The organism is Clostridium fermenticellae (assembly GCF_003600355.1).
In the GTDB taxonomy this organism is placed as follows: Bacteria; Bacillota; Clostridia; order Clostridiales; family Clostridiaceae; genus Clostridium_AV; species Clostridium_AV fermenticellae.
On record NZ_CP032416.1, the window covers coordinates 371752 to 385057 of the forward strand.

Annotated in this window: 16 protein-coding genes; 11 read left to right on the forward strand and 5 right to left on the reverse strand. The window is 29.3% G+C overall.

The genetic code is table 11. The features are described 5' to 3' along the window. The first annotated feature begins 59 nt into the window (after positions 1 to 59). The 4 genes from D4Z93_RS01900 to D4Z93_RS01915 all read left to right on the forward strand — a co-directional run bounded on the left by D4Z93_RS01900 (position 60) and on the right by D4Z93_RS01915 (position 2558). Complete coding sequence (locus D4Z93_RS01900) at positions 60 to 716, forward strand: DUF2953 domain-containing protein (protein WP_119970069.1); 657 nt, start codon at positions 60 to 62, stop codon at positions 714 to 716. 2 nt (positions 717 to 718) lie between these two features. After that, the gene (locus D4Z93_RS01905; protein ID WP_119970070.1) at positions 719 to 1084 is read left to right on the forward strand and encodes a GerW family sporulation protein; all 366 of its coding nucleotides are present in this window, start codon (positions 719 to 721) and stop codon (positions 1082 to 1084) included. A gap of 113 nt (positions 1085 to 1197) precedes the next feature. After that, positions 1198 to 1491, forward strand: coding sequence for a SoxR reducing system RseC family protein (locus D4Z93_RS01910; RefSeq protein ID WP_119970071.1), 294 nt, complete (start codon positions 1198 to 1200; stop codon positions 1489 to 1491). Positions 1492 to 1778: 287 nt separating this feature from the next. Then, positions 1779 to 2558 (forward strand): Mrp/NBP35 family ATP-binding protein, encoded by a 780-nt coding sequence (locus D4Z93_RS01915; protein WP_119970072.1) that lies wholly within the window; start codon positions 1779 to 1781, stop codon positions 2556 to 2558. Positions 2559 to 3057: 499 nt separating this feature from the next. Here the strand turns inward: D4Z93_RS01915 and D4Z93_RS01920 are convergent, their stop codons facing one another. After that, positions 3058 to 3984: a response regulator gene (locus D4Z93_RS01920; RefSeq protein ID WP_119970073.1), complete on the reverse strand. Its 927-nt coding sequence runs from the start codon at positions 3982 to 3984 to the stop codon at positions 3058 to 3060. A 171-nt stretch (positions 3985 to 4155) separates the two neighbouring features. On the opposite strand from D4Z93_RS01920, the gene D4Z93_RS01925 reads away from it, so the two are divergent. Then, positions 4156 to 4854, forward strand: a complete 699-nt coding sequence (locus D4Z93_RS01925; protein ID WP_119970074.1) for an arginase — start codon at positions 4156 to 4158, stop codon at positions 4852 to 4854. Between the two features lie 78 nt (positions 4855 to 4932). Here the strand turns inward: D4Z93_RS01925 and D4Z93_RS01930 are convergent, their stop codons facing one another. Next, a complete protein-coding gene (locus D4Z93_RS01930) occupies positions 4933 to 6192 on the reverse strand; it encodes an Ig-like domain-containing protein (RefSeq protein ID WP_119970075.1) in 1260 nt (419 codons plus the stop codon). Positions 6193 to 6354: 162 nt separating this feature from the next. Between D4Z93_RS01930 and D4Z93_RS01935 the strand changes: the two genes are divergently transcribed. The 4 genes from D4Z93_RS01935 (at position 6355) to D4Z93_RS01945 (ending at position 7706) form a co-directional block, all read left to right on the forward strand. Beyond that, positions 6355 to 6624, forward strand: a complete 270-nt coding sequence (locus D4Z93_RS01935; protein WP_279220967.1) for an RNA-guided endonuclease TnpB family protein — start codon at positions 6355 to 6357, stop codon at positions 6622 to 6624. Positions 6625 to 6864: 240 nt separating this feature from the next. Next, complete coding sequence (locus tag D4Z93_RS13125; RefSeq protein WP_162920231.1) at positions 6865 to 7035, forward strand: hypothetical protein; 171 nt, start codon at positions 6865 to 6867, stop codon at positions 7033 to 7035. Positions 7036 to 7043: 8 nt separating this feature from the next. Further along, a complete protein-coding gene (locus D4Z93_RS01940; protein ID WP_119970077.1) occupies positions 7044 to 7397 on the forward strand; it encodes a hypothetical protein in 354 nt (117 codons plus the stop codon). Between the two features lie 87 nt (positions 7398 to 7484). Then, complete coding sequence (locus D4Z93_RS01945) at positions 7485 to 7706, forward strand: YdbC family protein (protein WP_119970078.1); 222 nt, start codon at positions 7485 to 7487, stop codon at positions 7704 to 7706. 294 nt (positions 7707 to 8000) lie between these two features. On the opposite strand, the gene D4Z93_RS01950 is transcribed toward D4Z93_RS01945, so the two are convergent. Further along, positions 8001 to 8372, reverse strand: coding sequence for a hypothetical protein (locus D4Z93_RS01950; protein ID WP_119970079.1), 372 nt, complete (start codon positions 8370 to 8372; stop codon positions 8001 to 8003). Between the two features lie 820 nt (positions 8373 to 9192). Between D4Z93_RS01950 and dcm the strand changes: the two genes are divergently transcribed. Further along, entirely contained in the window at positions 9193 to 10380 is a 1188-nt protein-coding gene (gene dcm, locus D4Z93_RS01955; RefSeq protein WP_243105969.1) for a DNA (cytosine-5-)-methyltransferase, read from the forward strand. Between the two features lie 32 nt (positions 10381 to 10412). Here dcm and D4Z93_RS01960 read toward each other — a convergent pair whose 3' ends face one another. Beyond that, positions 10413 to 11573: a type II restriction endonuclease gene (locus D4Z93_RS01960; RefSeq protein WP_119970080.1), complete on the reverse strand. Its 1161-nt coding sequence runs from the start codon at positions 11571 to 11573 to the stop codon at positions 10413 to 10415. 255 nt (positions 11574 to 11828) lie between these two features. Here D4Z93_RS01960 and D4Z93_RS01965 point away from each other — a divergent pair, with 255 nt between their 5' ends. Next, a complete protein-coding gene (locus D4Z93_RS01965; protein WP_119970081.1) occupies positions 11829 to 12497 on the forward strand; it encodes an HhH-GPD family protein in 669 nt (222 codons plus the stop codon). Between the two features lie 336 nt (positions 12498 to 12833). Here the strand turns inward: D4Z93_RS01965 and D4Z93_RS01970 are convergent, their stop codons facing one another. Beyond that, the gene (locus tag D4Z93_RS01970) at positions 12834 to 13145 is read right to left on the reverse strand and encodes a hypothetical protein (protein ID WP_243105970.1); all 312 of its coding nucleotides are present in this window, start codon (positions 13143 to 13145) and stop codon (positions 12834 to 12836) included. Between the last annotated feature and the right edge of the window lie 161 nt (positions 13146 to 13306).

Sequence of the window (13306 nt, forward strand, 5' to 3'; positions counted from 1 at the left end):
TAATATGGTTAATAAATAGAATGTGTATGGATAAATAATTTGAAAGGATATAAACTAAATTGGGAGTATTTATAGTATTTAAAGTATTAGGGATTATCTTGATCTGTATATTTTTATTAATTTTGATTGTATTGGTACTGCCTTGTAAATATAATTTTAGTGTGGCTATTAATGATAAAGATGCATATTTTCATGGAGAGGTTTATCTTATATGTCATCTTTTAAAGCTAAATATATTATTAAAATCACCCGAAAATAGAATTGAGATAAGTATTTTAGGTAAAAAATATCCTTTAAAATTTGATAGGAAAAGTCATAATAATCACGTCAGTCAAATTAAGATTAAAGATGTATATGATTTTTTGGATTTCGACTTTTTAAGCTCAGGTTTATCTTATATAAAGCAGATAGTTCATATATTGAAACCTAAATATGTGGGAGTAAAAGGTACATATGGTTTTTATGATCCAGCGGAAACTGGTTTTCTGTGTGCATTTATTTCTATGATTCCACAGATTATGATGGAAGATTGTATACATATTTGCCTTAATCCTAATTTTCAAGATGAAATTATTGATATAAAGATAGATATATGTGGGAAATTAACTACATTATCTATAGTAGTTAGAACTATTAAGTTTGTAATGAAAAAAGAAGTTAGACAGGTACTAATAAGTAATTTCAAGGTAAATAATTATGTAAATGGGGAGGAATAATAATGGGATCAGTTCCGGAAAATTTGGACATGTTGTTTAGTAAATTACAGGATTTTTTTAATACAAAGACGGTTATAGGTGAGCCTATTGAGGTTGGAGATACAACTTTGGTTCCAATAATATCAGTGTCATTTGGATTTGGAACAGCTGCAGGTGAAAATCAAAATGTTAAGAAGGATAAGGATAATTCTGCTTCAGGAGTTGGGATGGGTGCTAAAATTGCATCTGACGCATTAATTGTTGTAAAAAAGGATGGATCCGTTAAAGTACTTCCTATAAGGGGCAAAGAAAATCTAATGAACCTTATAGAAAAGGTACCGGATATAGTTTCCAGGCTAAATATCAAGAAACCAGAAAGTAAAAAATAATTATAGATTTGCACCAGAAATTTTATTTAAAAAATAATTGTAGGGTGATATAATAAAAATATAAGTAGCTTTTTAGGTGGAAGATTAAATTAAATTTAAGGAGTTCGGTTAAAATGTATGATGAAAATGAAAAGTATGAGTTAAATAATGATAAAAAAGCTCCTGAACCAAAAAAGCAGACGAGTATGCTGTCAGCCGCGTTTATGTTATTTGTTTTGCCGATAGTATGCGTATTTTTAGGAGTTTTTTTAGGCGGATATGTGGCAGGGTTCATGAATAGTTATTTTCTTGCTTTTAAGATTGCAGGGGGAGTAATTGGTTTTGTACTTGCCGTTGTTATAATGAGGATATTTGATAAAAAAGCGAAAAATGACAAACCTGATAGATATTATTGGGAAAGTATGTAGAGGATATAATAAAAAACAGTATGCTGATAGCACTCTGATATATAATTCTAGTTGCTAAGGCAACTCTAGTAAAACTGAACTTATAAAAAAGTAACCATACCAATTGTGTCGGTAGGCTGCTTTTTTATTTTATCAATTAGTATGTTATAGGGGTTATAAATGAAAGCTTAAATTATACAATAAGAACAATACTATACTTAATAGAAAACAAATTATTGACAGCGAAAATCTACAGAATTATAATTAAAATGGCAAATGCCAGTAAAATAGAATAGAAGGTGATTAAAATGCCACAAGATGATAGTGCTAAAGAAAGTGTTAAGTGTAAGAATAATATAAAAAAGGTAATAGCAGTTATGAGTGGAAAGGGTGGAGTAGGAAAATCAACAATCTCAGTAATGATTGCAAAAGGCCTCAATAAAAAGGGGTTCAAGGTTGGAATCCTTGATGCCGATATAACTGGACCTAGTATACCTAATTTATTGAATCTGGATGATAAACTTGCAATGGCTGTTAATGAAACTATTATACCTGTAGTAACTAAAGACGGTATAAAAGTAATGTCTCTTAATTTGCTTATAGAAAACAAAAATGAGCCTGTAATCTGGAGAGGTCCTGTAATATCAAGTGCTGTTAAACAATTTTGGACTGATGTAGATTGGGGAGATTTGGATTATTTAGTTATTGATATGCCACCTGGAACAGGTGATGTGGCTCTTACTGTTATGCAGTCAATACCTATTGATGGAATTGTAATGGTATCCATTCCTCAGGACTTGGTTTCAATGATAGTTTCAAAAGCTGTTATTATGGCCAAGAAAATGGGAAATGATATACTGGGTGTTGTTGAAAATATGAGCTATATAGTGTGCCCTGATTGTGGTAAAAAAATCAAGATATTTGGAAAAGAAAATACGGATAAATTTTTGAAGGATATGGGATTAAAGCTCCTTGGAGAATTGCCTATGTCAAATAGCATAAGTAACATTTCTGATTCAGATAAAAATAATGCTTCAACTGAAGTTTTTGATCCTATAGTTGAAAATATACTAAAAAAATTGAATTAATGAAAGCTTAACTTATGCTCCGGCCGTGATTTCCAAAATACGTCACGTAAAAAATTTCTAGTAAGTCTAAGCTTGCGCTTAAAAAAATCTAAGCAGATTTTATAAACTCACTTTGTTCAAACATATAAAATCCACTAAGATTTTTAAGAACGCTTCGCTAAGACTTACTACAAAATTTTTTAATGTGCCTTAATTTTAGAAATCCCGGCCTGCGCATAAGTCAAGCTTAGACTTGTAAAACCTAATAAAGTTTGTAGTTTTAAAGTTAATTTGTACCTGAGGGAGATGTTGACAAAATATAGGTACATTAAATACTTTTATTGTAATTCTTAGCCCGGTATTTTAGAAAATATATAAATATTGATACTGTTTGAGCACAGCGAGTTTATCAATCTTTATTAGATTTTCAAAATACCGGGCTTTAGAATTACTAAAAGTATTTATAGTACCGGATTTTGTCAGCATCTCCCGGGGGATAAACTAACTTTTAACTACAAAGTTAGTTAGTGTATTCTTTTTTTGATTCGAGATATAAAACACGTACAAACTTTTTTATGTTTATGTGGACGTGTGATATAGAGGGTTTTATGTTATTTTGCATGTCCATCATAAGCTTTCGTATCTCTATAAAGTCAAAAAATTTAGTCGCGTATTGTTCAAATTTTGGATTTGAGTAGTCGGTAAGTCCAAGGGATGAAAAGTGGTTTAACCCCTGAAAAATTGCCCTTCTAACTCTCTGTTCTGATGCTTTGATTTCTTTTTTTAACTCGTTATCAGATGCATTTTCACCTAATTTTCTAATAGCTACAGTTGAGAGTATATTTTTCATTGATGGAAATTCATTTTCAAATGGATTTTCATTTTGATATTGAAAGAGATATTCAACCATATTAATTAGATCTTTGCTGCCGCTTTCGCCAATCATACCCAATTCAGTTAAGAGGTATTGACTGTATGTCACTATATTTTCGTCTGTAAACTTATCTTTAGTATCGTAATTTACAGGCTTATACTCAAGTATATTTAAAGCTTTTTCAATATCCTGCACAGACTTTTGCAGACGTATATTTTCAATAACCTTCTTTATAACACTAATTACCTCAAGTCTATTTATAGGTTTTGTTATATAATATTCGATTCCAAGAAGATAAGCCTTACCGACCATATCTTTGTCCTCTACTTGTGAGATCATTATTATTTTCCCGGTAAAGGAAGAACCTAAATCACGAATTGTTTGAAGCCCATCGCGTACCGGCATTAGTAGATCAATAATAAGTATATCAACTTTCTTTACAGCAAGTAAGTTTTCATCTATCAAAGAACCATTAGAAGCTTCACCTACAACGCTTCCAAGGTCATAGTCTTCAATTATATCGATTAGCATTGAGCGTACAGCTTCATCATCATCGATAATGAATAAATTCATATTATCACCTTCAATCTTATAAAGTATATAATATTATCTCTATAAAGATAATAACAAAAAATTTATAGCAGCACTAGTATATCTATATTGGATATTATGGGATTATATTGATTTTATGTAAAGTGATATAATTATATTATAAAATATTTTATAGATGGAGGTATTTTCTAAATGAAAAATGTACTGTTGAGTATAGATTGGGATTATTTCATGCCATATATAAAAAACTGGAATGGATCTTGCATTGAAAATAACAGAGGTTTTATAAAACAATGGTATATAAAATATTTTGAGGGCAAAATGCATGGAGTTGATGTGATAGAAAGATTCAATGTAGGTAGGCAATTGTCATATTTTTGGGACTTAATATACAGGCATTTTAAATTTACCAGAGATGTTAAGGTTATTGTTTCTGACTCTCATAAGTTGTCATATGATATAGCAAAGAAAAATTCATGCAGTGAGGTATTTTTATTCGACTCACATTCCGATCTTGGATATGGCGGGTTGAATTCATTAAAATTTGAAATAAATTGTGCGAATTGGCTTGGAAAATTGTTAAGTGAAAGTGTTATAGATAAAGCTCATATTATATATAGTCCATATACGAATGAGAATCCTGAAGATTTTAAGGATATAAATAGTAAATTTAATGTAAAATATCAAGAGACAGATGAACTTAAAAGTGACATAAATATTAATGTAGTACATATATGTAGATCGGGAGCGTGGACTCCCCCCTGGCTTGATGGTAAATTTATCACCTTTATAAAAAGTTTCTGCCATTCTTTTAAAATTATAGAATGTCCTAAAAGAGAGTGGAAGCCAGAAAAGTTGAATTTAGCATCTAAAATAGATTTAATGTTTTAAGCATGGGGATTATTAGATTAAAAAAATAGGCAATACTCGTAATGAAGTACTGTCTATAATAAATCACAAAATATACTTTTAAGTTTGCGGTAAATACATAAAATAACTTAAGGCATCTTTTGCTGCGGTGGCAAAGTTTATATTTCTTATATGGAATGGACTTCCATTATACTCGTCACCTTGATTGTCACATATATATCCATATTCATGATAATCTGGATCTACCCATTTCATAAATGTATATGTGTGAGTTGGACCATTACCATATGAAGTTGTAAAGCAAATATCGCCAGGAAGCAATTTTGATAAATCGTAACATATTTGCCATCCGAATGATAGTAGCTTTTGGGTTAATTGAATAGTATTGGCTACCCATTCAGGTAATGATGTTAACCCGGCTCTTCTTAAAGATTCACTTGCAAAGTATGCACAGTTATTACTGGTTACACCGCCATGCAATTCGATTGCTCTTGTCCAGACAGATTGTCTATTATCTTCGTTCATAAGATAATTATAAAGGTTAACTTGTACGCTTGACTGAGTTCTATATGAATTTGATATAGAAGTTACAGGCTCAAAAGGGTTTAATGTAAAAGTCAATGTTACTAGTTTGGAATAACCCTTTACAGTACCATGATATATGTATGTACCTACCGGTGCACCAGTATCAAGTGCTTTGTCCCAAGTTACACTTACTTGTTTCTTTTGACCATCTGACATAGTTGCTGTTAATGTAGTTGGCAGTCTATAATCATCACATTGATTTACAGATACATTCAGGTCGTCAATAGAAGTTATTACTGAATCTGTTTTAAAGTTCATGCTTACAGCTTGTGGTAAATGTTTATTGTACCTTGAAACTAGATCTGTAGATATAAATAGCCTATAGTCACTTCCAGGATTATATTTGTCTGTTACTGAAACAGTTATATATAGACCTTGTCCACTTATTGAAATATCAATAGGAACTTCTTTGTTTGTTTTTTTATCTATAACTTTTATACTGTTTCTTGCAGAAGATATATCAACTGGCTGACTCAATGTTATAGTCCACTTTTTATCTACTTCTACATTGCATACACTAGTAATTTCTCTAACAGAATTGCCGCTGGTATCATTTACTGTTGATGAAGTACTGTCTTTTTCTATTGCAGAATTAGTAGTACTTTGTGATGTATCATAGTCGTTATCAATTTTGTTTTGAGTTAAAGTTACCGCAGAGCTTGAAGTTACTTGAGTATTATCTACGCTGCTGGCTAATACTAGATTATGTGAACCTAACTGGTAAAATGCAATAACGAATACAAACAACAAAAACTTTTTTAAGTTTTTAGTCAATTATAACTTCCCCCTTTCTATAAAAAATTCAACACATTATAAAGTTTACTATAGTTTAATGTCGATTTCAATATTCTATTTCAATTTGCAAGTATTGCATATCGGGCATTGTTATAAGATATACGGATATAAGGACAAACTAGGCTTATACCCCGTGGTGCAATAACAAAACTCAAGAAGGATGATTTAAAAAATAAAATATTGGAGAATTGGTCATACTTTCAGCTTCAAAAAATGATAGAATATAAGGCTGAAAATGTAGGAATAAAAGTAAGATATATTAATCCAGAATATACGTCTCAAAAATGTTCAGTATGTGGCCATGTAGATAAAGAAAATAGGGAAAGTCAGAGTAAGTTTATTTGTAAGAAGTGCGGATTTACAGCAAATGCGGACTATAATGCATCACAGAATATTGCTAAAAGTAATTAAAAATATATAATATATTTCTTAGAAAGATGATATGTACCAAAATAAATTTTATAAAAGATTTTAATTATATATATATTGATTTAAATGTAATAATATTATACAATATAACCATTAAAAATAAAGTTTGAGGCGTTTGTCGGAAGTGCCTGGCTAAATAAAAACCGAAAAAAGTGAATCTATAGGAACATCATTCATTATATGATGTTCCTTTTATATTATACAGTTAGGGTGTGAAATATAGTGGGCAAATTAGATGATAATATTTCATATGTTCATTTGGACAAGCAGTATTTTGAGGAAAATTCTGATTTTGTAGAAATGTTAGATCCAAATAATCCAACAAAGCAGTTCAAAAGAATGTATTTGTTTCTAAGTGTTATTTATGATGGAAATACTTTTTTAGTTCCTTAAGGAGCACCATGGAAGGAGAAAGGAAATTTGGTATTATAGATTATCCTGTGCCTTCTAATACAAGACCCAATGCTGGTTTGGATTATAGAAAGATATTGATAGTAAATGATAGTAAATATATAGTAAATGTAGGTATTGAAGATAGTGATGGAGTTTCAAAGAGTCAACAGAGAATTATAAGAAATAACTATCTCATAATATGCAAGCAAATTATTGCATATGTTAAGAGATATGTTTATTCAGCAATAAAGGAACGTGAAAAAATAGAAGCTAAATATCGTTTTTCAACACTACATAATTTTCATAGTGAATTGAAAATTATTGAGGGAAGAGAAAAAGGAAAAACAAAAAAGAATAGTTAAATTAAAAGTTAGGAAAGTAAATTTGCTATCTATAGCATTACTTGATTTAAGTTTAATATCAATAGAAGATTAAATGGAGGTATACATATGTCAGATATAAAATATGAAATAAAAGAAACTATAGGAGCCTTTTCAGAATCGCCAAAAGGCTGGAGGAAAGAGTTAAATCTAATAAGCTGGAATGATAAAGCACCTAAGTTTGATATTAGAGATTGGGATCCAGAACATAAGAAAATGGGTAAGGGAGTAACTTTAACAAATGATGAATTAAAGAAGTTAAAAGATATTTTGAATGAGATGGAACTGTAAGATTACAAATTAAAACTAAAAAAAGCATTGTATAAGCATTATCCGAATTATGATCAAAATGATATTGACAATTGGGTAAATAAGTTTTGTGGAACTGTACATACATTTCAAGGGAAAAAGGCGAATGAAGTAATAATTTTGTATATAAAACTTTGTGTAGAGGTTCTTTTTGATAGCTCCCCATATTATCGGGGAGCTATATATCCAATACTTCTATGCAACCTTTTATTATCGTCTTTTTTCATGAGGGGTAAGTTATTTTGATTTTAAAATTTGATCATACAACTTTATCTTTTAAGAAAGCCTATTATTTTTAGTATTTTTGTGACTTAAATTAAATGATAATTTTTCATTTTTAAATCCCAAAGTAAATGACAAACAAAATCCCACTAAAACAAACCCTGCTAGGGCCAATACTGCTGCACTAAATCCAGCAGCAACAGCAGTTTGAGTTGAAACTGAATTATTTAAAGCTTTTTGTTGTGAAGCTGACATAATGCCTATAAATAATGATGAACCAATTGCTGCGTTCATTTCATTCATTAGGATATTTAACGCAATATTTAATATAGTTTCGTTAAATAAAGCTATAAATGCACTAAATGCTAATACTGCTAAAATTGCTGTTGTGTTAATTTTTGTCTTGAATTTTACTGTTTTTTTCATTAAATTTTCTTTCCTCCTTATTATTAATTCCATAATAATTAGAATAAAAAAAGCAGCTCTAATAACTGGATTTACGTTATTAAAGCTACTCGTTATGTAAATATTGTACAATAATTATTGCATAGTTTGCAAACAATTTTATATAAAAAGTTTTAACAGTTCTAAGCTTGTATTTTGGAAATTTAAGCAGATTATATAAATTCGCAGGGCTCAGACAGTATCTATCTATATTTTAATGTATTCAGTTTTTTATGTCTCCAAAATTATATTAGCAACAAATCAGTGGATGACTGAAAATGGGTCAAAAACAATAGTAAATATGCATCTGGTGATGTTATAATTTATGACAATAAATATGTAGTATACAATAATCAGCGGAGTGTTATAAAATTAAATTATAGGCAGACTTCTTTCTTTGTATAAAAGAAGGAAGTTTTGATAAAAATAAAAGTGAGGTTATTTGAAAATAACTTTTTAAAAGAGGTACTTTTGCACCTGGACCGGAGGTTAATGCTTTATTTCAAGAACAGAACGGAATATGGTTAAATATACAGAGAAAAGATAAACCCGGAAAGGTAAATCAAAAAAGAAAGAACTTAAGCCTGGAATAACTTATGAAGGATGAAAAAAAGGAAATGGCAGTAAAGACGCCCATGTAGTTGAGAACAAAATAGCATGTGCCAGTTTTAGTACCGGTAAAAAATTTAAAAAATAAATTGCCCACTAGAACTTGACACAAACGGTTGAAAAGTTCTATTTGACTTACTGGGTTAAATTATAGTATTATTAGGTATACTATAATTCCCAGGAGGTGAATTTTGTGAAACAAATACATTTAAGAGTTGATGAGGAACTTTATAGTAAAATAAAAAGTATGGCAAAGATTAAGAAAAGTACAATGCAAGAATACATATTAGAAAATATAGAAAAGAATTTTACTTTCAAAGATCATCCGTATGATGATAGTGTAGAGGCTGAAAAGCATAAATTTACATTTATTGATTTGTTTGCAGGAATAGGTGGAACAAGAATTGGATTTGAGAAAGTTGGAGGAAAATGTGTTTTTTCATGTGAATGGGATAAGTACTGTCAGATTACTTATGAAAAAAACTTTGGTAGTAAGCCGGTTGGAGATATAAGAACGGTTGATGTAAAAGACATACCTCCATATGATATTCTTGTAGCGGGGTTTCCATGTCAGCCATTTTCTCTTGCAGGTGTATCAAAGAAGAATAGTCTGGGAAGACCTACAGGATTTCTGGATAAGACACAGGGAACGTTATTTTTTGAAGTTGCTAGAATTTTAAAAGGATATATTGATAAAAATACAAATAGAACGGTAAAACCTAAAGCTTTTTTGTTAGAAAATGTCAAGAACCTTATTACACATGATAAAGGAAGAACATTTAATATAATACGTAATACACTTGATGAACTCGGATATAAAGTATTTTATAAAGTTATTGATGCTGCTGATTATGTTCCACAGCATAGAGAACGTATTTTTATAGTTGGATTTAATACAGAAATTTATGGGGAAGATATTAAATTTAGTTTTCCTGAAAAACCGAATATACCTCAACCTATATTAAAAGATATTTTAGATGAAAAAATTGATGACAAATATACATTAAGCGATAGGTTGTGGAGCTATTTACAGGAATATGCAAAGAAGCATAAAGCAAAAGGAAATGGATTTGGATATGGCCTGGCTGATATTAATGGCCATTCAAGAACGTTAAGTGCTAGGTATCATAAAGATGGATCCGAGATATTGATACCACAGGAGGGAAAAAATCCTCGAAAATTAACTCCGAGAGAATGCTCCAGATTGATGGGATTCCCAAAAGATTTTATTATCGAGGTATCAAATACACAGGCATATCATCAATTTGGTAATTCTGTTGTAGTTCCAGTAGTTGAAGTTGTTGCTGGTAAAATAATAGATGTACTTAATGATGAAAAATTAAATAATAATTTGCAAAAACAATTGCAGGAAGCACTTTAACAGTAAGTCTCTGAATCAGGGACTTATTGTTTTTATAAAGTAAGTATTTTTTTTATATAGTCGATAAAATTTTTTAAACTCATAATCCTATTTTGGAATTCCCTGGGATAGGTTTTTATATAAGGGTCAGGAACAATAAGTACCACATTACTTTCATACATTTCATTTAGTTGATTTGAAGATATACCTTGTTGAAGTGTGATTAAATGTTTTGTACTTATTCTGTTAGCTTCATTTAATATCTGTCTCCACCTATCTTTACATGTAGTTTTAGCTGCAAGTGAAATAAGCCTGTCCTCATTAAAATCGGGTTCATGATATTCTTTCTGCCCTGGAAAAATAAAATCAGGTTTTTTATTTTGTTCTGTAATAGCCTGCTCGGTAAATTTTAAACCATTAGCCATAAATATGGTTTTTAAATGATGTTCTAGAGATTTTCCTGCACGGCTTTTTCTTCTATTTAAAAGTGTATTTGCACAGGTTATAAATTCCTGAATAGAATCAAATGATTTTGTTAAAATATAATTATATCTATCACTTTCAATTGCTTTAAATATCCTGTATTCCATGCTAATTAATTCAATTAATATATTGTCCGGATCTTTAATCATTTCAGTATCTTTTTTCATAAGTTTAAATAGAATATTCTGAGCTTCGTCAGATATTTCTTGTGTAGAGGGAAAGTCAACGGCTAAATTATTAACATATTCCTTAAGTATATCGTCTATATCTACATCAACGTTTGCCTTTATAATAGCATTTGTATTGACTGGTGATAAATTAAAGTTAGAAAGAAAACTATTAATATCATTTTCAGTTTCTAACATGTAGGCTATATAAAAATCTTCAGATTTTTTACATATAATAAATAGATCACCTAGATGATCATCTTTTAAATAAGGAAATCCACGGCCGAATCTTGTTATTCTATATTCATTTCTAGTTTTTTTGCCATAGTATTTAAAGCAACTTTCAGTATGAAATGTATCCTGCCAGTATATTTTTACAAATCTTTCACGATTGCTACCTTTTATTCCGGGTTTATCAAAAAGTAATTTGTAAGAATGTTTTGGTATATAAATACCGCATTGATGTCCACCTGTTAATCCACAATCGTTAGGAGAAATAAATTTACAGAATGATAGTTTTGATTCAGAACATATTTTTATAGCATTTTCTAAAACTGTATCCATAATACCCCCTATATTTTAATAAAAATGGAATCTTATTATGTATTAGTATATCAGAGTTATATCTAAAAATCTATTGATCAATATAATGCTATAATTGGTAATCAGGAAATAATCTAAAATTATATTGTTTAAATTTCATGTCTTAAAGGTATTAAAGTGCGGCATATGAAAATTGTATATTATGAGTTAAAGATATAATATAGTAATTGTTATCATAGAAAATATTTTATAAATTTTAGAAAGGGAAAATAAGCTTTGAAAGAATATGTATTTAATATTTATGAAACAATAGATATGTTTAAATATCTTATATACGAGTGGTGGCATAGTAATGAAAGGAAGTTCCCCTGGAGAAAAACAAATAATTCGTATTTTATCTTAGTATCTGAAATGATGCTTCAAAGGACGAAAGCTGAGCAGGTTGAAGATGTATATAAAAGATTTATAGAAGTCTATCCGGATATATATTCTCTGGCAAAATCAAAGCCACAGCAAGTTAATTGCATTGTAAAATCTTTAGGATTAAAGGATAGATACAAAGTTTTTATAAATGCTGCAAGTTTTATTATTCATAATTATAATGGCAAAATACCTGATACGAGGGATGATCTTTTATGTATTCCAGGTGTCGGAGAATATGTTTCGGGAATGGTAATGAACTGTGCTTTTAAAAAGAGAGAATATGTAGTTGATACCAATATTGCAAGAATTTTTAATAGAATTCTGGATTTGAATTTGAAAGGTGAAATTCGAAGAAAAAAAGAAATTATAGAATATTCCTCTGCATATTTTGATACTGAAAATTCCAGACAGTATGCATATGCTATACTTGATTTTGCAGCGGCTATATGCAAAAGTATTAATCCGTTATGTGGTATATGTCCTGTAAATAAATATGGAATATGTAGATTTGCAATCTCATAAAAAATTAAAATCTAAAATAGATAGGCTGTGAAAAACCTGGCAAGATATATGGATGAGTTCACAGAAGAGGAAATACTGAAAGTAATAAAATCATATTTAGTTGATGGGTTAAGTTATAGAAAATTCAATCATAAATACTAGGATTACCTGCACTTGATAATGGTGCTAAATCTCTGTAATCTCACTCATTTTCTTGTGTAGTATTTGCCAACTTACATTATAATTTCCATGATTGTATTCTCTTTATAAAGAAATTATGTAGATACTAAGGCTAATAATATTGATAAAAATCATAGAGAAATATAAAATATCTTCCTATGATTTTTATTTTAATATTTAACCTCCACCAGTACCAGCAGGGTTTACATACCAATATTTAATTTTCCCAAAATATTTATATTTCATATTGATTTTATATGAATCCGGACCAATGGCTGGGTTATTACAAATATATAGAGTACCATATTGAGGATCCGGAATTGGTCTTTTAGATATTTTTGTCTTAAATGCTTTAACAATATATCCTTTAAAAAATAAATCTGCTCTTATAGTTCTTTCAATTGTTGAATGAGTAAAAATATCTGATATAATATATATTACTATAACAATGAAACACGCAAATATTACTTTAATATGTTTATGCTTCATATATTTCACCTCTCCACAATTGGTATATTTTATATAAATAGTATAAAATAACATTTATTTAATTATATACTATAATTCAACTAAGAGGTAGACATCATCAATATGATTTTGATAAAAATAAAAGTAAGTTTAAGACTCCATAATTACTGATAATATAGTAG